This is a genomic window from Sphingomonas parapaucimobilis NBRC 15100 (genome assembly GCF_000787715.1).
In the GTDB taxonomy this organism is placed as follows: Bacteria; Pseudomonadota; Alphaproteobacteria; order Sphingomonadales; family Sphingomonadaceae; genus Sphingomonas; species Sphingomonas parapaucimobilis.
The window spans coordinates 30,788-52,866 of sequence record NZ_BBPI01000035.1 but is presented as its reverse complement, the minus strand read 5'-3'; the positions used below and the strand labels follow the sequence as shown (position 1 = coordinate 52,866).

The following is a 22,079-nucleotide window of genomic DNA, read 5'->3' as shown; positions in this document are numbered from 1 at the left end:
ATGGCCACCACCCTGCGCCCGCGCCCCGCCGCGCTGAACCTGACGCCCTCCGCCGAGGCGCGGATCGCCGAGCTGATGGCGCGCGCGCCGGAGGGGGCGATCGGGGTGAAGCTGTCCACCCCGCGCCGGGGGTGTTCGGGACTGGCCTATTCGGTCGATTACGTGACCGAGGCCAAGGCGTTCGACGAGAAAATCGACACGCCGGGCGGCACCTTGTTCGTCGATGGCGGATCGATCCTGTACCTGATCGGATCGACCATGGATTGGGTCGAGGACGACTTCACCGCGGGGTTCGTGTTCCAGAACCCCAACGCCAAGGGCGCGTGCGGGTGCGGAGAGAGCTTTACGGTTTAAGGGGAGGCGGTAGCGCCATCCCTGCACTCCGCTCGCACTGTCGAAGTCGAAGTGCACGTTCTGAACGGCGGCGCGGAATCCCGTGGCCTTCGACTTCGCTCAGGCTGAACGGAGGTTGGGGGTAAGGGGCTTTTGACACCTGTTCCCCGGCGAAGGCCGGGGTCCAGTTTCTTCCCGGTTGAGATTGCGGGGCGCCGCCATGTGGGAGGCAAAGGTCCCTGCCGACGAAACCGCATCGTAACCCGATCCCGGCCTCCACCGGGTTACAGCAATGGCCTAAACCCGGTGGTCCAGCTTCAGGCTGGCACCGTCCCACTCCACCGCCAGGTCGCGATAATCCCCGACCGTCGCATGGGCGGTATCCATCACCCCACGATGCGTCTCGGTAATCACCACCACCGTCATCCCCGCCGCTTCGGCCGCAGCGATCCCGGCGGGGGCGTCCTCGAAGGCCAGGCATTCCTCTGGCGCGACGCCCAGCCGTTTCGCGCCCAGCAGGAAGCCGTCGGGCGCGGGCTTGCTCCGCTTCGCATCCTCCGCCGTCACGAACACGCCCGGTAAAGGCAACCCCGCCGCCTTCAGCCGCACCTCCGCCAGCCGCTTCGGTGCGGAGGTCACGATAGCCCAGCGATCGGGGGGCAGGGCGGCCAGGAATGCCGCCGCGCCACCGATCGGCACCACATCGTCGACGTCCAGCATTTCCGCCTCGGTCAGCGCATGCGCCTCGGCCACCGGATCGATACCGGGCAGGTTCAACCGCCGGATCGTCTCGACCGACTGGACGCCGTGGATGGTCGGCAGGAACGCTTCCACGTCCAGCCCCTGCCGCTTTGCCCAGACGGTCCAGGCGCGCTCGGCCGATGCGATGGAACTCAGGATCGTCCCGTCCATGTCGAACAGGAAGCCGCCAAAGGCGCGTATCGGCAGGGGTGTGGACATGCCGTTCAGTTGGCCTGGAACACGCCGCAGGCGATGCGGCCGCCGCTATTGCCGCTGGGGTCGGTCTTCAGATCGTCGGCGGCGGCGTGGATCACGATCGCCGAGCCGTCGGCATCCAGCAGCCCCGCCATGGTCGCGCCCGGCAACACCACGCCCAGCGTCCCGCGTCCGTCATTGCCGACGGTCATGTTGGGCATGTCGCCCTCATGCGGCCCCTGCGGGTTCATGCTGCCATGCTGGCGCTGCGTCGGGTTCCAGTGGCCGCCCGCCGTGGTGAAGTCCGGCGCGTCGCAGCGGCCGACGGTGTGGACATGGACGCCGTGCATGCCCGCCGGCACGTTCATCGCGTCGAGGGTGATGCGCAATCCCCCGGCGACTTCGGTCGCGGTGGCGCGGCCCGCATCCCCGCCGGTGCCGGTCCGCAGGCTCGCGGTCGCGCTGGCGCCGCTCGGGGTGGGAGAGCCCGTTTCCATCTTTGTCTGGTCGCAGGCCCCCAGGCCCAGCGCGGCGGTGCCGATGGTCAACAGCGTGAGATATTTCATGACGCAAGCTCCCTGTTCGATACGCATAGTTGCGGCGTGTTACCCGCCGGTTTCAAGCGGCCAACGCATCACGGGTTCATAGGATGCGCCGCCATGGCCCAGATGGCTTTGGTAGAGGACCAGATGGCCCATGGTGAAAGGCTCGCTGGACAGGCCCGCATGGACCGCACGCCACCCTTCGATCTCGGGTGCGCGTCCCGCCGAGCCGGGCAGGCGGGCCAGCGCGTCGTGCGGCGTGACGCCCGCCCAGAGCGTGTCGACCCGCCCCTTGCGATCGAACGTGCCGACGCCGGAAATCCGCACCATGGGGGCGGGGGCGCGAACCTGCCCCAGCGCGGCGGCGATATCCTCCGCCACCGGGCGGTCCACCTCGCCGATAAAGCGCAGGGTCAGGTGCAACTGGTCGTCATCCTGCCAGCGGGCCTGGGGAACGCCGTCCATCGCATCGGCGAGCAGGTCGCGAATGGCGGGCGGTGGGCGGAGCGCGACGAACAGACGAACCATGACAAAATATGTCTATCGCATTCCGTCGCGTTCGCGGGAACCTCCTCCGCTTGAAAAGCGTCCCCAACAGAGCGATATTTGGCCTAACCGGCATATGGCCGGGCAAAGGAGCAATAGTTCACCATGGCAAACTGGTCTGATCCACGGCCGAGCGCCGCGCCGTTCGGTACCACAGCCACCACGGGCTCGACCGCCTATGATGCGGGTCTGCGTTCGTACATGCTGTCCGTCTACAACTACATGACGTCGGGCGTGCTGCTGACGGGTATCGTCGCGCTGCTCTTCGCATGGGGTGGTCGCGACAGCATGGCCGCGCAGGTCTTCCTGAACGGCGGCGCGCTTCGCTACGTCATCATGTTCGCGCCGCTGGGCTTCGTGTTCGCGCTGAGCATGGGCGTGAACCGCATGAAGACCTCGACGATGCAGCTGCTCTTCTGGGCGTTTGCGGTCGTCATGGGGCTGTCGCTGTCGACCATCTTCCTGGTGTATAGCGGCGGTTCGATCGCGGGTGCCTTCTTCGCCACCGCGGCGGGCTTCGCGGCGCTGAGCCTCTATGGCTACACCACCAAGCGTGACCTGTCGGCGTTCGGCACCTTCCTGATCATCGGCCTGGTCGGCCTGATCGTCGCCAGCGTCATCAACATCTTCCTCCAGTCGGGGACGATGGGCCTGGTCATCAGCTTCGTCGGCGTTCTGCTGTTCGCCGGCCTGACCGCCTATGACACGCAGCGTACCAAGTCGATGTATTACGAGGTGCGCGGCACGTCGATGCAGGACCGGGTGGTCATCATGTCGGCGCTGAGCCTGTATCTCGACTTCATCAACATGTTCATGTTCATCCTGCGTCTGACCGGCTCCAGCCGCGACTGATCGGGTCGACAGAACAGATCCAGAAGGCCCGGCGGCATATCCGCCGGGCCTTTTTTCATGCGAAGGGGATACGGCCATGCGCCTGTCGATCGACGTGACGCTCGACTATGTTCTGAAGCAACCGGCCGATATCCTGCTCCAGATCGAGGTGGCGGCGACGCCCGACCAGCGGCTGGAGCATCAGTCGCTGACCATCTGGTCCGATCATCCGGTCGCGGCGGTGCGCGGCGAGGACGGAATCGGGCAACGTTGCTGGGTGCGTGCCGATCACGGCCTGCTCGCCCGTTATGAAGCAGTGGTCGCGGTCGAACGGCCGGTCGTCCGGCTGGAGCGGCTGGCGGCCACCCCGGCGCGCGGGCTGCCCGGTGAGCTGATCCCCTATATGCTGCCCAGCCGTTACTGCGAGTCCGACCGGCTGGAGGGCTTCGTCCGCCAGCGTTTCGGGGGGCTGTCGGGCGGAGCGATGGCGGCGGCGCTGGCCGATTGGGTGGCGACGCGCATGACCTATCAGTCGGGCGGGTCGAGCGGCGTCACGACCGCGCTCGACACCTTCGGATCGCGCAGCGGGGTGTGCCGCGACTATACCCATTTGCTGGTCGCGCTGGCCCGTGCGGCGGAAATTCCGGCGCGCTGTGTCGCCGCCTATGCGCCCGGCGTCGATCCGCCCGACTTCCATGCGGTGGCCGAACTGTGGCTGGAGGGCGGCTGGCATCTGGTCGACGCGACCGGCATGGCGCAGGCCGACGAGATCGCGCGGGTGTGCGTCGGCCGCGATGCGACCGACATCGCCTTCATGACGGTGTTCGGCGAGGCGCAGCTTTGCGATCAACGGGTGAAGGTGCGGCGGTTGGACGGATCGGCGCAGGAACGCTTGTCCGATCTGGCTCGTTGATCCGGTCCACTATGATGGGGAAGTGACATGAACGACAGCATCGACGATCGCGCGCTGGACAGCGTTTCGGTCGCGCCGGGCGGCGAGCAGGCCGAGCAGGGCAACCGCCCGCGTCCTCCCGAACAGGAAGCCGGGCAGGATCCCGCCATCACCGAGGACCTGCAGAAGAACCCGCAGGATGTCGACGCCCAGCTTGACGAGAGCCTGGACGAATCGATGGATGCCAGCGATCCGCCCTCGATCACCCAGCCCGGCCGCGATGGCCCGGCCGAGTCGTCGGGTTATACCGAAGAGGATCGCTGACCCGTACCGCATGACCGGGGGCGAGGGCCAGACATGGGCCTCTCCCCGGCTTCTTCCCTATGAAAATCACCCGCCGTTGCGTCCTCGCAACAAACTTGCCGAATATGTCGGGGTTCGGCGTATCTCGGAAAATTGATTGCTCCTATGGCGGTTCGTCGCAATCTATGTTGCGGCGCGGCGCTTTTCATGTTTGTCTGGACCGGCTCGTTCAGCGTTGCGTTAACCAAATGCGCGCATGATGATCGGGTTAGTTTCGATTGGGCGGGGTGATGATATGGGATCGAGGAGCAGACCGGCCGAAGGCGCGATGACCTTGGCGGAAATGAAGGAATTTGCAGGCTTCGCGGCGGCGACGCAGCGTTATATCCGCCGGTCGCTCGATATCGGGCTGGACCGTGAGGATGCGATGACGCGCTGGTCGCGTGACGTGGTCGAGGCGGCGAGCATCCGCGCCCAGGCCCGGCTGTACCGCAACCTGCCGGAAATCCGGCACCTGATCCCGGTCGATAGCGGCCTGGAGTCGCTGGAGCCGTTCATGGCGCCGTTCGTCACGATCGCGGCTTTCGACCTGGGGCAGGGGCGGCTGACCAGCTTCTCGGCTTTCCGGTTCCTCTATGAGCGGCTGGTCGGGGCCGAGGTGCGCCCATGGCTGCCTTCGATTTTCTGCGCGGCGGCGGCCCTGCCGCATCTGCATCCCGAATTGCGGCGGCAGCTGCTCCAGTCGATCAGCGAAGCGGCAGCGACCGCGGCGGGCTGGTCGAGCCGTCAGCCCGCCTTCTTCCCGCACTGGGTCGAGAAGGTCGACACGAACGGCACGTCGCTGGCCAACTGATGCCGCGCGATGGCGATGGCGGGGCCGGGGGGCGCCGCCATCGTCCGCTTGTTCCTTACCGGCAGGCACGCCAGCCCATCGACCCGCGATAGGCCTGATCGAGATGGAAATGGTCGGCATGAGCGGCATTGTAATCCGGCGATAACGTGGTCGCGAACAGGTCGCAGGCCTGGTCGCGGACCCGGCGCAGGAACTGCCCCTTCGCCCCCTGGTCCTTCCAGTCGCGCAGCACGCTGATCCGCCGCCCGTCCTTCAGGCGAAAGGCCGCGATATCAACCGCATTGGCGCGGGCGTGCTCGCTCCAGTCGCTGGTACTGCGGCCGCTGATCCGGCGGCAATTATAGCTGCCCAGATGATCGATCGCGACGACCTCGCTGCCCAGCAGTTCGCGTGCGGCGGGTTGGACCGCATCCCATTCCCATAAGGCCAGCGAGGCCGCGACCGGGCACGATACGCCCAAAGTGGCCGGGCGATAGCCGATGGCCCTTGCCCCGCCCGCCGTAAAGCGCACCGCATCGTCATAGCCGCATTGCGCGCCGTCCGACCGGGCGGGCAGCGCGGTGTAGCGGATACCCGCCCGGTCGAGCAGCCCGAGGCACTGCGTCCTGCCCTGGGTCAGCGCGGTCAGCTTGCGCCCGGTGAACATTCCCACCGGCTGAGCCAGATCGAGCGGCGCCCAGGGCACATCCTGAGGGTGACGCCGCGCCCAGCCCCATAGCAGCAGCGCGAGCATCGCCATGGCGACGATCCCGATCAATATGGTCGTCCATCGCCGGACAGCCCGCATCAGCCGCGTCTTGCGCTGGCGACGGGTTCCGCCGTGATCGGATAACCCAGATCGTCGGGGATGCACAGAAATGGCACGCCGTCACGCTCCACCTGAAAAGGAATGATCCGTCGGATCGGCCAGGCCCGCGCGTCGGCGGTGGCCGAAGCGAAATCGCGGTAGAGCGCCAATCGTTCCAGCGTCCGGCGCGTGGGAAAGATGATGCGGATCGCGCCGCCGTCCGCCGCCGCCAGCGCATCGCGAGCGGTCGTCCATATGGCGCCGACCGTTTCCGAACCGTCGATCGCGGGGTTGGACGCCTCCCGCGCGACCGCCGCCAGATAGAAACGGGCATCGAAGCGGCGGACCGGCACATGTTCGGGGCACCAGCGGGCAAAGGGGGTCAGCACCTGTGGGTCGATCGCCAGACCATGATCGGCGAGGGCCTCGGCAAAGGATCGTCCCGCCGCCATGGTTGCGCGCAGGCGGGGCAGGGTCGTCGCATCGGGGGAGGGCGACAGGCCGACGCCCAGGCCTACCTCCTCGATCGTCTCCCGGATCGCGGCGATGCGGGCGGCGGTTTCGTCCCGGTCGGGGGACTCGGCGGGGACCAGCGCATGATCGCCCGGATCGACCCGCCCGCCCGGAAACACCATCGCACCGCCCAGAAAGGCCAGTGTCGCACCACGCTCGACCATCAGGATTTCGGGATACGCTTCAGGGTCTGTGCCTTCGCGCATCAGGATCAGCGTGGCGGCGGGAATCGGATCGGGAATCATCGCATGGACAACGCACCAAAGGCGTTCGCGGGTGTCGGCGATGGAAGGGAAGGCGGGGTGGTGGAGCTGAGGGGAATCGAACCCCTGACCTCTGCAGTGCGATTGCAGCGCTCTCCCATCTGAGCTACAGCCCCGCCCCGTAACCCGACCATGGTCGGGAGCGACGCCATTAACCCGTGATTCGGGGCGACGCAACACCGCTTTGACGGGCGGGCTCAAAAAAATTGGCCTGCTTTCGGCCTTTCGCATCACTCCGTCCGTCGCGGCTGGCACGTCGCCAACGGAACATGTCTTGACGTGCCTCATTGAAACACCCGGAAGGCACGGCCCGCCGGACGAGCGGCGTCGGCCCCCGCAGGATCGAATTTCAGGAGGGTTTAGGATGGCTTACGACCGCTATTCCCGCGACGCCAATCGTGGCGACCGCGACTTCGACTATGGCCGGGACTACGGCTCGGGGCGCGACTACACCTATTCCAGCGCCCGCGACTATGAAGCGGCAGGCGCGTATGACGACAGCCGCAACGACAGCCGTCGTGGCTATGGCGCGCGCGATTACGGCAATCAGGGCTATGGCCGTCAGGGTTATGACCGCGACAGCTACAACGCGTCGCGCCAGGATTTCGGCGGCCGCCAGAATGAAGGCCGTTACGGTGAAGGCCGTTCGGGCCAATACGGTGCCTATCGCGGCGACGAGAATCGTTATGACCGCGACACCGGCCGTGAAGGTTATCGCAGCGCGTCGAGCTATGGCGATTCGTCGCGTGGCTATGGCTATACCGGCGACCGTTATGGCCGCGACGACCGCCAGGGGCGCAGTGATTATGGTCGCTCGGACTATGGCCGTTCGGACTATGGTCGCCAGCAGCCGTCGGGTCGCGACTATGGTCGCCAGCCGCAAGGCTATGACTATGAGGATCGCGGCTTCTTCGCGCGCGCCGGGGACGAGGTCCGCTCGTGGTTCGGCGACGAGGAAGCGGAGCGTCGCCGTGAGGCGGACGCGCGCATGGACGAGCGCTATTACGCCCAGCAGGACCATGACTATAACCACTGGCGCTCGGGCCAGATCGCCGCGCTCGACCGCGATTATGACGAATATCGCAGCGAGAACCGCACCAAGTTCCAGAACGAATTCTCGAGCTGGCGCACCGAGCGCGAAGGCCAGCGCGGCCTTCTGCCCAAGGTGAAGGAGCATCAGGAAGTCGTCGGTTCGGACGGCAGCCATGTCGGCACCGTCGACAAGGTGCGCGGCGACCGCATCCTGCTGACCAAGAACGACAAGGATGCGGGCGGCCAGCACCACTCGATCCCGTCGCGCTGGCTGAAGTCCGTCGAGGACAAGGTCACGCTGACCAAGACCGCCGAGGAAGCCAAGGCCCAGTGGCGCGATGAGGAAAATGCGCGCGCCATGTTCGGCGACAACACCCGTGAAAACGACCGCTACGGTCAGGCCAATCGCTACGGCCAGACCGGCATGGGTGGCCAATCGAGCGGTTACGGCCAGAGTGCGACCGGTACGACCAGCTCGGCACAGAATAACAGCAGCACGACGGGTACGACGTCGGCCACCGGCACCACGACCGGCACCGGCACGACCACCAGCGCCACGTCGGGCAGCACCTCGGACACCAGCCGGGGTTATTGATAAAGAAAAACGTCACTGACTGGTGACTTTTCTTGGAGGGCTCGGGTGGACATCACCCGGGCCTTTTCCCATGTCCGATCCAGATGATGAAAAGGATATGATGATGAAGGCTTGGACCCTGGCGGCCCGCCCCAAGGGCACGCCCGTTGACGGTGATTTCGCGCTGGTGGAGCGCGACCTGCCCGCCCTGAACGAGGGCGAGGTGCGGATCGTCAATCGCTGGCTGTCGGTCGACCCCTATATGCGCGGGCGGATGAACGACACGAAGAGCTATGTCCCGCCCTTCCAGCTCGGCGAGCCGATGCAGGGCGGCGCGATCGGCGAAGTGGTCGAAAGCCGCGCCGACGGCATCGCGGTCGGCACGATGGTCAGCCATATGGCGGGCTGGCGCGACGAGGCGGTGCTTCCGGCCGCGCATGTCCAGCCGTTGCCCGATCTGGGCGTCGACCCGCAGGCCTATCTGGGCCAGTTCGGCATGCCGGGCATGACCGCCTATTACGGCCTGCTCCAGGTGGCCGAGGCCAAGCCGGGCGACACGGTGTTCGTCTCGGCAGCGGCCGGTGCGGTCGGCTCGACGGTCGTCCAGATCGCCAAGGCCAAGGGCATGACCGTCATCGGATCGGCCGGTGGCGCGGAAAAGTGCGACTGGGTTCGCTCGCTCGGCGCGGATGCGGTGATCGATTACAAGTCGGGCCAGTCGGTGGTCGACGCGCTCGGCGAAGCGGCGCCAGACGGCATCGACGTCTATTTCGACAATGTCGGCGGCGATCATCTGGATGCCGCGCTGGCCCATGCCAAGCCCAATGCGCGCTTTGCGATCTGCGGCATGATCGACGTCTATAACGACGCCAAGCCGACGAGCCTGACATATCTCGCGCGGCTGATCGGCAACCGCGTGCGGATTCAGGGTTTCATCGTCAGCGACTTCAAGGATCAGCCGGGATTCTACCGCGACATGGCCGGGATGCTGAAGGACGGCCAGCTCAAGCGCGAGGAGACGGTGTTCGAGGGACTGGACCGGACGCCCGAGGCGTTCCTGGCGCTGTTCACCGGCGGCAACAAGGGCAAGATGCTGGTGAAGCTGTAAGGGGCGGGGCGCGGAGGATGGTCTCGGTGAGACCTCTAACCCTCCCCCCGGCCCCCTCCCGCTTGCGGGAGGGGGAGTATGGGGTGGCGATGTATTGGCTGATATCGATCGATAGCCGGGGACTGGTTCGTTCCCGAAATCGCCGCCGCATCCTGTCTCACTCCCCTCCCGCAGGCGGGAGGGGCTGGGGAGGGAAAGGCCACGAGCGACGGGCTCGGTGAGACTCCTGACCCTCCCCCCACCCCCCTCCCGCTTGCGGGAGGGGGAGCATGGGGTGGCGTAGTATGGCTTGATATCGATCGATAGCCGGGGACTGGTTCTTTCCCGAAATCGCCGCCGCATCCTGTCTCACTCCCCTCCCGCAGGCGGGAGGGGCTGGGGGAGGGAAGGCCACAAGCGACGGGCTCGGTGAGACTCCTGACCCTCCTCCCACCCCTCCCGCTTGCGGGAGGGGGAGCATTTCACTCGCTCAGATCGTGCCCGAAAACGTATCGCACTGCGCCGGATCGCCCGTCTCCATGCCCCGCCGCAGCCAGCGCATCCGCTGTTCGGAGGTGCCGTGCGTGAAGCTGTCCGGCACCACCCGGCCGGTGGCTTCGCGCTGGAGCGTGTCGTCGCCGATGGCGCGGGCGGCGGTCATGCCCTCCTCGACATCGCCGGGCTCCAGCCGGTCGCGGTTCTTCGCGGCCCAGACGCCCGCATAACAGTCCGCCTGCAACTCCAGCCGCACCGACAGGGCATTGCCCTCGGCCTGACCCGCCGCCTGCTGCGCCTGGCGCACCTTGTCCGACGTGCCGAGCAGCGTCTGGATATGATGGCCGAACTCATGTGCGACGACATAATAGCGCGCGAAATCGCCCTTCGCGCCGAAGCGGTTGGCCAGCTCGTTGAAGAAATTGGTGTCGAGATAGATCTTGCGATCGGTCGGGCAATAGAAGGGGCCGACCGCCGACTGCGCCACGCCGCAACCCGACTGGACGCTGTTCGCATCGGGCTTGAAGAAGCGCAGGCCGGGTGCCTGGAAACGCTGCCCCGACTCCGCGAAGATCTTTTCCCACGTATTGTCGGCACTGCTGAACGCGCGGCAGGTGTCGCGGCGCTCGGGCGAGGCTTCGCAAATCTGGCGGACGCTCTGGCCGGAGGTCGAGTCCGCAGACCGCGTGACCGGGGCATTGCCGCCGCCACCACCGCCGGTGAGCAGGCCAAGCGGGTTCATGCCGACCACCGCCAGGATGATGAGCACGACGACGATGCCGCCGCATCCGAAGCGGCTGCCGATCAGCGGCAACAGGCCGAACAGCAATCCGCCGCCACCGCCACCGAAGCCGCCGCCCGACTGCGCCTCGCCGACATCGATATTGTTGTCATAATCGTCGAGCCGCATCGTCTCACCCCTTTGTCATAATGCCCGCCTATGCGGGTCTTCGGCGAGAGGTTGAACCCGCAAAGCCTTCCGGCGGTTGCACGGGTCGGAATTGGACCGCATGATGCGGTGCACAGCACGGGAGAATAGCATGTTCCTGAAGGGCAAGACGGCGGTGATCTCGGGTTCCACCTCGGGCATCGGGCTGGCCTATGCCAAGGCGCTGGCGGCGGAGGGCGCGGCGGTCGTGCTCAATGGTTTCGGCGAGGCGGACGCGATCGAGGCGAACCGTGCCGCGCTGGAAAAGGCCAGCGGGGCGGCGGCGCTGTACGACCCCGCCGACATGACCCGGCCCGACCAGATCGAGGCGATGATCGATCGCGCGGCGGCCGAGACGGGTTCGGTCGACATCGTCATCAACAATGCCGGTATCCAGCACGTCGCCCCGATCACCGAGTTCCCGGTCGAGAAATGGGATGCGATCATCGCGATCAACCTGTCCTCGGCCTGGCACATGATGCGCGCGGCGATCCCGCATATGCGTGCCAAGGGCTGGGGCCGGATCATCACCACCGCCTCGGCGCACAGCCTGGTCGCCAGCCCCAACAAGTCGGCCTATGTCGCGGCCAAGCATGGCGTGGTCGGCATCACCAAGACCGTGGCGCTGGAGGTCGCGACCGATGGCATCACGGCCAATTGCATCTCGCCCGGCTATGTCTGGACGCCTTTGGTCGAAAACCAGATTCCCGACACGATGAAGGCGCGGGGCCTTAGCCGCGAGCAGGTGATCGACGATGTGCTGCTGAAGGCGCAGCCGACCAAGGAATTCGTCACCATCGAACAGGTCGCGGCGCTGGCGCTGTTCCTGTGCCGTGACGAAGCCAGGTCGATCACCGGCGCCAACCTGTCGGTCGATGGCGGCTGGACCGCGCAATGAGGTGGCCGCTGGTCCTGCTCGGCACGGCGCTGGCGGCGGGCGGCATGGCGGCCGCGCAGGCGCAGCGGGTCGAGGAGGCCAATGACTGGCGGCTGGCGGCGACCGAGGATGACCGTATCCGCCTGCGCGGATGGCGCAGCGCCTGGGTCAAGGGGCTGGCCCAGGCGCGGGCGGGCGGGGCGACGGCCGAGATCGCCGCGCTGGGGCAGCTCGCCGATCCCGACTATTCGATCGCGGACCCCAAGCTGCCCGATGGGAATTATCGCTGCCGCACGATCAAGCTGGGGTCGCAGGGGCGCGCGACGCTGACCTATGTCGCCTATCCCTATTTTCGCTGCCGGGTGGCGGGTGGCGGGCAGCAGCTGGCCAAGATCGACGGGTCGCAGCGGCTGACCGGGCGCATCTATCCCGATACCGATGCGCGCAGCATCTTCCTGGGCACGATGATCCTGGGGGACGAGGAACGCTCCTACGCCTATGGCCGCGACCGGGCGCGCGACATGGCGGGCGTGGTCGAGCGGGTCGATGCGACCCATTGGCGCATCGCCTTTCCCTTCCCGGCTTACGAATCGGTGGTCGACTTGCTCGAACTGGAGCCGGTCGCGCCCTGAACCGGGGCGGGAGTCGGTGAAACCGGCGCGGCAGGCAGCGGCGGCAGCGAGGCGAGATAGGCCTTGCCGTGCAGGCCCAGGACCGTGACCCGGTCGGCATTGGCCTGCGCCACCGCCTTCAGATAGGAACGCGGCTTCTTCATCAGGTCGGGGCGGTCGAGTCCGACCAGTCCCAGCCGCCGCGCGGCCTCCTGCACGAAATGCACGCAATTGCGGTCGTTCAGATTATAATGCGAGTCACCCGTCTTCTCGTCCCAAGCCGCGACCAGCGCCAATATGTCACCATATTGCGCATCGGTCATGACATAGGAAAACTGCGCGTCGCTGGTCGAGATGTAGAAGGGCTTGGAGATGTCCAGCCGCCCCTTGACCGTGCCCATCAGAATGGCTGGTGACACGGACCGGGCGGTGAAACCATAATTGGCGTCCACCGGCTGGCCGGTCGCGTCCACCGTGCCGCGCAATGAGAAAAAGGCATGGGGAAAGCTGTCGCCCAGCTCATGGCTCCAGAAGGTGATCGTGACCGCCGCCTGCGCGGGCAGCGCGCAACCGAATGTCAGGGCCAAGGCCATTGCGAGTCGCAGGAACATCGTCATGACCGCCCTCATAACCCATGTTGCGGGGTCGCCACAGCCGCATTCTCCTGCTTCTCGGGCCGGATATAGATGGACGACAGGCTGGGCACGGCGAGTCGCAGGTCGTCCTCCAGCCCCTCGATCATCGTCTCTGCCGCACCCATGGGAAGGCTGTCGACGAAATCGGCGCTGATCGCGGCGAAGATGCTGTCGGGCGCGGTGTGGATCGTGCGGACATGATTGACATGGGTGATCCAGGGCCGCGCGGCGACGATGCCGCGGATCGTTTCGACCACCTCGGGGTCGGCGCGCTCGCCGATCAGCAGTCCCTTGGATTCCCGGGCGAGCAGGATCGCGACAAGCCCCAGCACCAGCCCGATCAGGATCGAGGCGATCCCGTCGATCCGGGCATCGCCCGTCTCGTGCGACAACCAGACGCCGAGCGCCGCGATGACCAGGCCCGCCAGCGCCGCCGAATCCTCGAACAGGACGATGAAGCCCGGCGGGTCCTTGGAATCGTGGATGGCGCGCCACCAGCCGCTACTGCCCTTGGTGCGGGAGAACTCGCGCACGGCGATGGTCCAGCTGGCGCCTTCGAGCGCGAAGGCGATGGCGAGCACGATATAGTTGACCGTCGGATCGCGCAGCGGCTCGGGCGATCGGATGTGCAGCCAGCCCTCATAGATCGAGATGCCGGAGCCGAGCGCGAAGATCAGGATGGCGACGACGAACGCCCAGAAATACAGCTCGCGCCCATAGCCGAAGGGATGGATCGCATCCGGCCCGCGCTTGGCGCGCTTCTGGCCGTAGAGCAGCAGGACCTGGTTGCCGCTGTCGACCACCGAATGCACGCCCTCGGTCAGCATCGAGGAGGAGCCGGTGATCCCGGCCGCGACGAACTTGGCGACGCCGATCGCCAGATTGGCCGCCAGCGCGCCGTACAGGACGATATTCTCGCGAATGCGGGCGGTCAGGCCGGTGTCGGGCATGGCCGGTACAGCGTGTGATGGGGTCGGTTGTTCCGTGGAGTCTACACAGGGGTGGTGGCAGTGCATCTGTCCCAACCCCCGTTCAGCCTGAGCGCAGTCGAAGGCCAAGGGATTCTCGGCGAAGGTTCGGGCGTGCACTTCGACTTCGGCGCGATGCGCCGAAGTTTATCCTGAGCGGCTGGCTTGCCAGCCAGCCGAAGGGTTCAGTGCGAACGGGGGTGGGGGGAGATTGCCACCCCCGTTCACGAGCCGTCACCTCAGGACGCGATCCGTCCCAGCCGGTGGTAGAGATGGGCGAACTTGATCGAGCGGGGGTCATCGGCGACCCGCTTGATATGTTCGGCAATGGCTTCCTTCATCAGCGCGAAGTCCTCGGTGGAGAAGACGGCGCGGCTGCGTTGCGGTTCGGTCGGCATGGCATATTCTCCTTCGTAATGGGTCAGGCGGCCTGGACGAACTGGGCGGCCTCGGTGGATTCGGCGAGCGCGGTGGTCGAGCTGTCGCCGCCCGCCGCGATCTGCGCGATCAGGTCGAAATAGCCGGTCCCCACTTCGCGCTGGTGGCGGGTCGCGGTATAGCCGTTGGCCTCGGCGGCGAACTCGGCCTGTTGCAGTTCGGAATAGGCGGCCATGCCGCGATCCCGATATCCGCGCGCCAGCTCGAACATGCCGTAATTGAGCTGGTGGAACCCGGCGAGCGTGACGAACTGGAACTTGTACCCCATCGCGCCGATCTCGCGCTGGAACCGGGCGATGTCGTCGCGGTCCAGATTGGCCTCCCAGTTGAAGCTGGGCGAGCAATTATAGGCCAGCATCTTGTTCGGATGCTCGCGCCGAATCGCCTCGGCAAAGCGGCGGGCATCGGCCAGATTGGGCTTGGACGTCTCCCACCACAACAGGTCGGCATGGGGCGCGAAGGCCAGGCCGCGCTTGATGCAATGATCGACCCCGGTGCCCGGCTTCAGGCGGAAAAAGCCCTCCGCCGTCCGCTCGCCGGTCAGGAAGTCATGGTCGCGCTCGTCCACGTCGGACGTGATGAGCCGCGCGCTCTCGGCATCGGTGCGGGCGCAGATGACCGTCGGCACGCCCGCCACATCCGCCGCCAGCCGCGCCGCGTCCAGGTTGCGGATATGCGCCTGTGTGGGGATGAGCACCTTGCCGCCCAGATGGCCGCACTTCTTCTCCGAGGCCAGCTGATCCTCGAAATGCACGCCCGCCGCACCCGCCGCGATATAGGCCTTCATGATCTCGTGGCAGTTGAGCGGGCCGCCGAACCCGGCTTCGGCATCGGCGACGATGGGCGCGAACCAGTCGCGCGTCGTAGCCCCTTCGGCATGTTCGATCTGGTCGGCGCGGGCCAGCGTTGCGTTGATCCGCCGCGCCAGCTCCGGCCCGGCATTGGCGGGGTAGAGCGACTGGTCGGGATACATCTGCCCGGCGGTGTTGGCGTCCGCCGCGACCTGCCAGCCCGAAAGATAGATGGCCTTCAGCCCGGCGCGGACCATCTGCATCGCCTGATTGCCCGACAGCGCGCCCAGCGCGGGGACATAATCCTCGGTCTGGAGCAATTCCCATAGCTTCAGCGCGCCGCGTCGGGCCAGCGTATGCTCGACCGTGATCGATCCGCGCAGTCGTGCGACATCGGCGGGGGTGTAGGGACGGGCGATGCCGTCGAACCGCCCGGCGGGGGCGGGGATCAGATCCTGAAAGCTCGGCATCGCATCATCCTTTACAGTTTGACTGTTCTTGACCGCGAGATTGCCGCGAGGAGGATCGAAACATAAGGTATGGCGCGCGTATGACCGCGTCGCGCCGTCGCCAATGCCGCTGACATGACCTGTCGATTTGTAAAGAATTGACATGGTCCCAGGCGCGGCGCAGCCTGGGCCGCAAGGAGAGCGGCGATGAGCGGAGCCAAGGTGATTGCGGGCCATGCCGTGCGGCGGCTTCGGCGGCAGACCGGCCTGTCCCAAGCGGCGATGGCGGAGATGCTGGAGATTTCGCCCAGCTATCTGAACCTGATCGAGCGCAACCAGCGGCCCGTGTCGGCCGCGCTGCTGGTGCGGTTGGTGGAGACGTTCGACTTCGATCCGCGCGCGCTGACCAGCGGCGCGCCGGGCGGCGGCGCGGCGGCGATGCGGCGGCGGCTGGCCGATCCGCTGTTCGCCGATCTGGAGATCGACCGCGCCGAACTGGAGGAATGGCTGGCGGCCGCGCCGGGCGGGGCGGAGGCGTTCGCGCGTGCCTTCGACCGGCTGGCCGGGGCTGGTGGTGGAGGAGCCGAGGCTCCGGCAGCCCACGAGCCGACCGTGACCGTTCGGCGCGAGATCGAGCGGTGGCGCAATCATTTCCCCGATCTGGACGCCGCCGCCGAGGGACTGGCCGACGAACTGCGCATGGGCGCCGGCGATCTCTATGCCACGCTGGCCGAACGGCTGCGCGTCCGCCATGCGCTGACTATCCGCATCCTGCCGATCGACATATTGCCCGAGTTGCTGACCCGGCTGGACCTCCATGCGCGCCAGTTGCAGCTTTCCGAGATGCTCGACGGCCCGGCACGGGTCTTTGCCCTGGCGACTCAACTCGCCCAGCTGGAGGCGCGTGCCGAGATCGAGGCGCTGGCGCGCGGCGCGGCCTTTGGCGACCGGCTCGCCGAGCGGTTGTTCCGGCGCTATCTGCACCGCTATTTCGCGGCGGCGCTGGTCATGCCCTATGCCCGTTTCCTGCGCGCGTGCGAGGCGACCGGCTATGATCTGGACATATTGGCGCGGCGCTTCGGTGTGTCGCACGAGCAACTGGCGCACCGGCTGACGACGCTGGGGCGGGTCGGAGCGCGCGGGCTGCCCTTTTTCCTGATGCGGATCGACCGGGCGGGGCAGGTGTCCAAGCGCTATGCCGGGGCGGCGAACCCGGTCCTGGTCGAGGCGGAGGGACGCTGCCCGCTCTGGCAGGCCTTTGCCGCCTTCGAGCGGATGGGGGAGGCCCTGTTCCAGCTGGTCGAGATGCCGGACGGCAGCCGCTTTGCGACGATCACGCGCGCGCAGGAGCGGGCGGGGCGTGACGCCTCCGGGGTGCGGGCGCGCTTCGCCATCATCCTAGGCCTGGAGGCGGGGCTGGCGGGGCAGGTCGCCGCGGCGCGCGGCCATCCGCTGACCGAGGCGGCGACACCGATCGGACCGGGGTGCCGCCAATGTTCGCGTCCCGCCTGTCCGCAACGATCCCTGCCGATGGGCGGCCGGGTGTTGGCTATCACCGAGCGGGACCGGGCGATCAACATGCTGGTCTTTGCGCAGGACTGAGCCGGAAGAGAGCAGGTACGTGGCGATTGCTTAACCTGTTTTAAGAGGAAGCCCTATACGCCAGTGACCATGATCTGGCTTCGTCGTCGCATTCAGTCCCTGGAATTTCGCTTTGCGACGATGCTGACCGTCGTGCTGGGCATCAGTCTGGCGCTGGGGAGTCGCGGACTTCTGTTGAACAACCAGTTGCTTGGGATGGTCCGGTCGACCCATGAGATTGCGTCCCTGCTGGACGAGCATGACAAAAGGGATGCGCGCCTTCGCGATTTCCGAATCCAGGTCGGCGATTTGACGCGCCAGTTGGAAAGGGGGCAAGCCGTGCCTGCCGAGCGCTGGCAGGGGCTGGATGCCGCAGCGCGGACGTGGCTGGCGGAGCCGTTGGTCCGCCATGACGGGATGCCGCGCCCCATCCGTTCGGCCCAGCTGGCGGCGGTGTCGTCGGAACGCCGCTTCCTGCGCACGGCGCGCCGCGTGATCGGCGGGGCGGCGGTCGACACGGCCCTGATGAAGCGGACCATGCCGCTGTTCATCGCCAGGCTGCACGACATGGAGCGTCATCGCGAGCTGGTACACGAACGACTCGGCCGCCGCCTTACCTGGCAAACCCGCGAGGTGGAGGCGCTGGCGAAGCGGGTGCTGACCCGGATGATGCTGGCCGGACTGCTCCTCGTGATCCTGGCTGGCGGGCTGATCCTCTGGCTTCGTATCCGGGTCATGCGGCCGCTGATGGATATCGTCGCGGGGATGCGCGCGATGAGCAAGGGCCAGTCGCTGAAGCCGTTGTCAGTGCATCGCCGCGACGAACTGGGTGAGCTGGCACGGGGCATGGACATGCTGGCCCGCGCCGCCGAGGAGCGCGAGCGTATCCAGCGGCAGGTCGAATATCTCGCGCATCACGATCCGCTGACCGGGCTGGCCAACCGCATCGTTTTCGCCGACCGGCTGGATGCCGCATTGCAGGCGGGGCGCAGGATCGCGTTGCTGGCGATCGATCTCGATGGGTTCAAGGGGGTCAACGACACGCTCGGCCATGCGGCTGGCGACATCCTGCTCAAGCGTGCCAGCGACCTGCTGGCGGTGTCGGTGGGCACCGGCGACACGGTCGCGCGCATCGGTGGCGACGAATTCGCGATCATCCACCATCTGTCCGCCGACGAAGAGGATGCCGAGGCGCTGGTCCGCCGCATCTATGCCGTCATTGCCGAGGACCCCGTAAGCCCGTCGGTGCGGATGAGCATCGGCGTTGCGCTGTCGCCCCGCCACGGGCTGGAGGCCGACGAGCTTCAGGCCTGCGCCGACATCGCGCTCTATCGTGCCAAGGCCGATGGCCGCCACTGCGCCCGCCATTACGACATGGCGATGGACGAGGAGCGGCGGCAGCGCCACTGGCTGGCGCATGAACTGCACGAGGCCGTCACGCGCGGCGAACTGCACCTGGTCTATCAGCCGATCGCCGATTGCGCGTCGCGCGGGATCATCGGACAGGAAGCGCTGGCGCGTTGGGATCATCCGGTGCTGGGGCCGGTCAGCCCGGACGTGTTCATCGGCTTGGCCGAGGAAAGCGGCCTGATCGGCGAGATCGGGCAGCGTCTGTTTGTCGATGCGCTGGCCACCGCGCGCACCTGGCCCGCCGAATGGATGCTGGCGATCAACCTGTCGCCGGTGCAGCTTCGCGAACCGAACCTCGCCCGGCGGATGCTGGCCGCCACCGCGTCCCAGGGCATCGATCCTCGCCGGATCGAGGTGGAAGTGACCGAAGGCGTGCTGATCGACAATCGCGAAGCCACCACCGCCAATCTGGCGGCACTGCGGGCCGCGGGCGTGGGAATCGTGATGGACGATTTCGGCACCGGTTACGCCTCGCTCAGCAGCCTCCAGCAATTTCCCTTCGACAAGATCAAGATCGACCGCAGCTTCATCCAGGCGATGGACGAGGATGGCCCGGCCCTGTCGATCGTTCGCGCCTCGATCGGGCTGGGACGCAGCCTGAACATCCCGATCGTGGCGGAGGGGCTGGAAACCGAAGCGCAATACCGGATGCTGTGCGATCTGGGATGCGACCAGGTGCAGGGTTATCTGATCGGTCGCCCGATAGCGCATCTGGCCAAGGCGGCATGATCCGCGGCCGGGGCGGCTATGCCGGTCGTCAGCTGACGCATTCCCGGATCATGCGGATGATGTCGTGGCCTGTATAGGGCTTGGGTATGAACTGGACCCCGGCGGGCAGGTCGGCAGCGACATGGCGTTGTTCGCCCGACGTGACGATGATCGACATATGGGGATGCGACTGATGGGCCTTTTCCGCCAGTGCTGCCCCGTCGATCGAACCGGGCATCGCGACGTCGGTGAACATCGCGCAGATTTCGGGATGGCGATCGAGTGCGATCAGCGCCTCGTCAGCGCTGCCCGCCTGGATCACCACATAGCCGGCATCCTCGAATGCGAATTGCGCGTGCATCAGCAGAAGCGGCTGGTCGTCGACGATCAAAATGGTCGGAGGCTTCATATAATTTGTATCAATTCTGCAATGCGGCGTCTGTTCCGGATTCGGTGTCATTCGGCGTTCATGGGAGCGTCAGGCGCCACTGTCCGTGAGCCGGGCCAGCTGCGCCTCCGACAGGGACAGGCGCATGGCGGGCGTCAGCTCGGACAGCTGCTTCACGCTGGTCGCGCTGGCGATGGGCGCGGTGACGCCGGGTTGCGCCATCAGCCAGGCGAGCGCGACCTGGGCCGGGGTGGCCCCGGTCTCCTCCGCCACCGCGTCCAGCGCCGCCAGCACCGCGGCCCCCTTGCCATGCAGCAGCTCGCCCATCTTCGCGCCGCGCACGCTTTGCGACAGGTCGGCGTCGCTGCGGTACTTGCCGGTCAGGAACCCGGCGGCGAGCCCGTAATAGGGGACGACGCCGACATTCTCCGTCACGCAGTAATCCTGTAACTCGCCCTCGAACTTGTGGCGGCTGACCAGATTATATTCGGGCTGCAGGACATGATAGCGCGGCAGCCCGGCGTCGCGCGCGGCTTCGTTCGCCGATTTCAGCCGCGCGGCGTGGAAGTTGGATGCGCCGATCACCCGCACCTTGCCCGCCTCGACCAGTCTGGCAAAGGCCTCCATGACCGCCTCTTGCGGCTGGTCCTCGTCGTCCTGGTGCGCGAAATAGAGGTCGATCCGGTCGGTGCCGAGCCGCTTGAGCGACGCTTCCGCCGCCGCCGTGATCCGGGCGGGGGCCAGCTTCTCACCGCCTTCGCCGGGCAGCATCCCGACCTTCGTCGCGATCAGCACCCGGTCGCGTTTGCCGCTGGCCTTCAGCCAGTGGCCGATCATCGCCTCGGATTCGCCGCCCTGATGCCCGTCGACCCAGGCGGAATAGACATCCGCCGTATCGATCATCACGCCGCCGTGATCGACAAAGGCGTCGAGCACGGCAAAGCTGGCCGCGCGGTCGGCCGTCCAGCCAAAGACATTGCCGCCCAGCACCAGCGGCGCGATCATCAGGTCGGTCGAGCCCAGGCGGCGAAGCGGCATGTCGGTCATGGCGTATCAGCTTTCGTTTTCGATGGGATTTTCCTCCCCAACGCCCGAAGGTGCCATCGCGTTCAGATCGACCGCATTGGCGTCGAGCATCGCGGCGGCATCGTTCAGCTGGTCATTCTCCGCCGCGCTCAACCCCTGGGGCTGGTCGTGGGAGGAGCAGGCGGGCAGCGCCAGCAGCGCGGCGGTCATCAGGATGCGGATCATGGGTGCTATCATGCCAAAAGCCGGGGGCGGTGGGGAAGGGGGGAACCCGGCGGCGGGGGGCGTGCGTTGTCGCGGCCTGATTTTCGCTCATGAGGTCAATGCCATGTCCGCTCCCTTGCCTGCCCATCTGCTCGCGCCGTTCAAAATGGGTCTGGTCGGCGGCCAGCGCGCGATGACGCCGCTCGCCGCCGTGTCGATCGCGGCGGCGCGCGGGCAGTTGCCGGTGGGCAAGGGCGTGCTCCGCTGGCTGGCCAATCCGATCGTCGCGGCGGGCACGCTGGCCCTCGCGATCGGCGAGATGGCGGGCGACAAGCAGAAGACCGCGCCGAACCGCATCGTCCCCATCGGCCTGGTCGCCCGTTTCACGACCTCGGCCATTGCGGGCGCGGCGCTGGCCAGCCCGAAGCATCGCTGGCTGGGCGCTGCGATCGGCGGCGTGACGGCGGTCGTCGCGTCCTATCCCGGCTGGCGCGGGCGGATGGCGGCGCTGGGCCGCTACGGCCAGACCAAGACGGGCTTTGCCGAGGATGCGGCGGTTTTGGCCGGTGCCATCGGCGTCGTGCGAGGACGCGCAGCGGCCTGAGGCGATGCAGCCTCCGATCAGGAGGCGGGTTTGGGTGGCTGGATGCCGGTATATTGGACCGACACCATCTTCCATTCCCGGTCGACCCGCTGCTCGACATAGGTCACGCGCACGCTGCGCGTGACCGTGCCGCCATTGGGACTGGGCAGCGTATAGTCGACCGAGCCGATGACGATCGCACTGTCACCATGTCGACGCACGTCCTGCGTCTGAAAGCTCATGGGTGGCACTTGGCTCGCCTTTTCGGGCGCGTAGAAGGTGAGGACTTCCGGTCGCCGGTCGATCTCGCCCCGCGGCGAGACCTCGATATAGTCCGCCGCCAACAGGCCATCGAGCGCCTTCGCATCGAAGCGGTTGCGCGCGTCGTTGAACGACTGGACGAGCTTCAGGACCGCCGGATCGCTCGACCCTTGCGCCGACGCCGGACCCGCGAGCAGCGCCAGACCGACGACGATGTACCAAGACCGCATGTTT

26 protein-coding genes and 1 tRNA gene are annotated in these 22,079 nt (G+C 66.8%); 12 read left to right on the top strand and 15 right to left on the bottom strand.

All coding sequences use genetic code 11. The features are described from left to right. On the top strand, window positions 1–354 hold the full coding sequence (locus SP5_RS06720) for a HesB/IscA family protein (protein WP_042485949.1): 354 nt from the start codon (window positions 1–3) through the stop codon (window positions 352–354). A gap of 276 nt (window positions 355–630) precedes the next feature. On the opposite strand, the gene SP5_RS06715 is transcribed toward SP5_RS06720, so the two are convergent. Genes SP5_RS06715 through thpR form a run of 3 tightly spaced genes read right to left on the bottom strand, consistent with a single transcriptional unit; the run spans window position 631 to window position 2,339 of the window. Next, on the bottom strand, window positions 631–1,293 hold the full coding sequence (locus SP5_RS06715; protein ID WP_042485948.1) for an HAD-IA family hydrolase: 663 nt from the start codon (window positions 1,291–1,293) through the stop codon (window positions 631–633). A 5-nt stretch (window positions 1,294–1,298) separates the two neighbouring features. Further along, entirely contained in the window at window positions 1,299–1,835 is a 537-nt protein-coding gene (locus tag SP5_RS06710) for a superoxide dismutase family protein (RefSeq protein WP_042485944.1), read from the bottom strand. Window positions 1,836–1,874: 39 nt separating this feature from the next. Then, window positions 1,875–2,339, bottom strand: a complete 465-nt coding sequence (gene thpR, locus SP5_RS06705; RefSeq protein WP_042485942.1) for an RNA 2',3'-cyclic phosphodiesterase — start codon at window positions 2,337–2,339, stop codon at window positions 1,875–1,877. A gap of 123 nt (window positions 2,340–2,462) precedes the next feature. Between thpR and SP5_RS06700 the strand changes: the two genes are divergently transcribed. From SP5_RS06700 to SP5_RS06685, 4 genes are all read left to right on the top strand, one after another. After that, a complete protein-coding gene (locus tag SP5_RS06700; protein ID WP_042485939.1) occupies window positions 2,463–3,209 on the top strand; it encodes a Bax inhibitor-1/YccA family protein in 747 nt (248 codons plus the stop codon). A gap of 76 nt (window positions 3,210–3,285) precedes the next feature. Beyond that, window positions 3,286–4,101, top strand: coding sequence for a transglutaminase-like domain-containing protein (locus tag SP5_RS06695; RefSeq protein ID WP_042485936.1), 816 nt, complete (start codon window positions 3,286–3,288; stop codon window positions 4,099–4,101). A gap of 27 nt (window positions 4,102–4,128) precedes the next feature. Next, complete coding sequence (locus SP5_RS06690) at window positions 4,129–4,404, top strand: hypothetical protein (protein WP_042485932.1); 276 nt, start codon at window positions 4,129–4,131, stop codon at window positions 4,402–4,404. 274 nt (window positions 4,405–4,678) lie between these two features. Next, window positions 4,679–5,236 (top strand): hypothetical protein, encoded by a 558-nt coding sequence (locus SP5_RS06685; RefSeq protein ID WP_042485929.1) that lies wholly within the window; start codon window positions 4,679–4,681, stop codon window positions 5,234–5,236. Between the two features lie 55 nt (window positions 5,237–5,291). On the opposite strand, the gene SP5_RS06680 is transcribed toward SP5_RS06685, so the two are convergent. The 3 genes from SP5_RS06680 to SP5_RS06670 all read right to left on the bottom strand — a co-directional run bounded on the left by SP5_RS06680 (window position 5,292) and on the right by SP5_RS06670 (window position 6,915). Next, complete coding sequence (locus SP5_RS06680) at window positions 5,292–6,023, bottom strand: extensin-like domain-containing protein (RefSeq protein WP_042485926.1); 732 nt, start codon at window positions 6,021–6,023, stop codon at window positions 5,292–5,294. Beyond that, on the bottom strand, window positions 6,023–6,781 hold the full coding sequence (locus SP5_RS06675; protein WP_042485923.1) for an NUDIX hydrolase: 759 nt from the start codon (window positions 6,779–6,781) through the stop codon (window positions 6,023–6,025). Before SP5_RS06675 ends, SP5_RS06680 begins: the two co-directional genes overlap by 1 nt. A gap of 58 nt (window positions 6,782–6,839) precedes the next feature. Continuing rightward, window positions 6,840–6,915: transfer RNA gene (locus SP5_RS06670), tRNA-Ala, on the bottom strand. Window positions 6,916–7,163: 248 nt separating this feature from the next. Here SP5_RS06670 and SP5_RS06665 point away from each other — a divergent pair. Beyond that, on the top strand, window positions 7,164–8,426 hold the full coding sequence (locus tag SP5_RS06665) for a DUF2171 domain-containing protein (RefSeq protein WP_042485920.1): 1,263 nt from the start codon (window positions 7,164–7,166) through the stop codon (window positions 8,424–8,426). Window positions 8,427–8,526: 100 nt separating this feature from the next. After that, window positions 8,527–9,513: an NADP-dependent oxidoreductase gene (locus SP5_RS06660; RefSeq protein WP_217995686.1), complete on the top strand. Its 987-nt coding sequence runs from the start codon at window positions 8,527–8,529 to the stop codon at window positions 9,511–9,513. Between the two features lie 469 nt (window positions 9,514–9,982). Here the strand turns inward: SP5_RS06660 and ypfJ are convergent, their stop codons facing one another. Next, a complete protein-coding gene (ypfJ, locus tag SP5_RS06655) occupies window positions 9,983–10,897 on the bottom strand; it encodes a KPN_02809 family neutral zinc metallopeptidase (RefSeq protein ID WP_042485917.1) in 915 nt (304 codons plus the stop codon). Between the two features lie 130 nt (window positions 10,898–11,027). Here ypfJ and SP5_RS06650 point away from each other — a divergent pair, with 130 nt between their 5' ends. Further along, window positions 11,028–11,813, top strand: coding sequence for a 3-hydroxybutyrate dehydrogenase (locus SP5_RS06650; RefSeq protein ID WP_042485913.1), 786 nt, complete (start codon window positions 11,028–11,030; stop codon window positions 11,811–11,813). Continuing rightward, window positions 11,810–12,424, top strand: a complete 615-nt coding sequence (locus tag SP5_RS06645) for a DUF4893 domain-containing protein (RefSeq protein ID WP_052811442.1) — start codon at window positions 11,810–11,812, stop codon at window positions 12,422–12,424. Before SP5_RS06650 ends, SP5_RS06645 begins: the two co-directional genes overlap by 4 nt. On the opposite strand, the gene SP5_RS06640 is transcribed toward SP5_RS06645, so the two are convergent. The 4 genes from SP5_RS06640 to aceA form a co-directional block, all read right to left on the bottom strand. Beyond that, window positions 12,376–13,020 carry a hypothetical protein gene (locus SP5_RS06640; RefSeq protein ID WP_042485910.1) on the bottom strand — a complete coding sequence of 215 codons (645 nt, stop codon included), beginning with the start codon at window positions 13,018–13,020 and terminating at the stop codon, window positions 12,376–12,378. The two genes, SP5_RS06645 and SP5_RS06640, sit on opposite strands and share 49 nt — an antisense overlap. A gap of 8 nt (window positions 13,021–13,028) precedes the next feature. Next, entirely contained in the window at window positions 13,029–13,988 is a 960-nt protein-coding gene (locus SP5_RS06635) for a cation diffusion facilitator family transporter (RefSeq protein WP_042485908.1), read from the bottom strand. A gap of 257 nt (window positions 13,989–14,245) precedes the next feature. Next, complete coding sequence (locus SP5_RS19465) at window positions 14,246–14,404, bottom strand: hypothetical protein (protein WP_167334684.1); 159 nt, start codon at window positions 14,402–14,404, stop codon at window positions 14,246–14,248. Between the two features lie 23 nt (window positions 14,405–14,427). Then, the gene (gene aceA / locus SP5_RS06630) at window positions 14,428–15,705 is read right to left on the bottom strand and encodes an isocitrate lyase (RefSeq protein ID WP_042485905.1); all 1,278 of its coding nucleotides are present in this window, start codon (window positions 15,703–15,705) and stop codon (window positions 14,428–14,430) included. Between the two features lie 186 nt (window positions 15,706–15,891). Between aceA and SP5_RS06625 the strand changes: the two genes are divergently transcribed. Together SP5_RS06625 and SP5_RS18465 are read left to right on the top strand one after the other, a co-directional pair. Further along, window positions 15,892–17,286 carry a helix-turn-helix domain-containing protein gene (locus SP5_RS06625; protein ID WP_042485902.1) on the top strand — a complete coding sequence of 465 codons (1,395 nt, stop codon included), beginning with the start codon at window positions 15,892–15,894 and terminating at the stop codon, window positions 17,284–17,286. Between the two features lie 69 nt (window positions 17,287–17,355). Beyond that, window positions 17,356–19,404 carry a putative bifunctional diguanylate cyclase/phosphodiesterase gene (locus SP5_RS18465; protein WP_052811441.1) on the top strand — a complete coding sequence of 683 codons (2,049 nt, stop codon included), beginning with the start codon at window positions 17,356–17,358 and terminating at the stop codon, window positions 19,402–19,404. Between the two features lie 28 nt (window positions 19,405–19,432). On the opposite strand, the gene SP5_RS06615 is transcribed toward SP5_RS18465, so the two are convergent. The 3 genes from SP5_RS06615 to SP5_RS06605 form a co-directional block, all read right to left on the bottom strand. Then, complete coding sequence (locus SP5_RS06615) at window positions 19,433–19,792, bottom strand: response regulator (RefSeq protein WP_042485900.1); 360 nt, start codon at window positions 19,790–19,792, stop codon at window positions 19,433–19,435. Between the two features lie 69 nt (window positions 19,793–19,861). Beyond that, complete coding sequence (locus tag SP5_RS06610; RefSeq protein ID WP_042485898.1) at window positions 19,862–20,818, bottom strand: aldo/keto reductase; 957 nt, start codon at window positions 20,816–20,818, stop codon at window positions 19,862–19,864. Window positions 20,819–20,824: 6 nt separating this feature from the next. Further along, the gene (locus SP5_RS06605) at window positions 20,825–21,022 is read right to left on the bottom strand and encodes a hypothetical protein (RefSeq protein WP_042485896.1); all 198 of its coding nucleotides are present in this window, start codon (window positions 21,020–21,022) and stop codon (window positions 20,825–20,827) included. Between the two features lie 103 nt (window positions 21,023–21,125). Here SP5_RS06605 and SP5_RS06600 point away from each other — a divergent pair, with 103 nt between their 5' ends. After that, entirely contained in the window at window positions 21,126–21,605 is a 480-nt protein-coding gene (locus tag SP5_RS06600) for a DUF4126 family protein (RefSeq protein WP_217995685.1), read from the top strand. 17 nt (window positions 21,606–21,622) lie between these two features. Here SP5_RS06600 and SP5_RS06595 read toward each other — a convergent pair whose 3' ends face one another. Continuing rightward, the gene (locus tag SP5_RS06595) at window positions 21,623–22,075 is read right to left on the bottom strand and encodes a nuclear transport factor 2 family protein (RefSeq protein ID WP_052811440.1); all 453 of its coding nucleotides are present in this window, start codon (window positions 22,073–22,075) and stop codon (window positions 21,623–21,625) included. Between the last annotated feature and the right edge of the window lie 4 nt (window positions 22,076–22,079).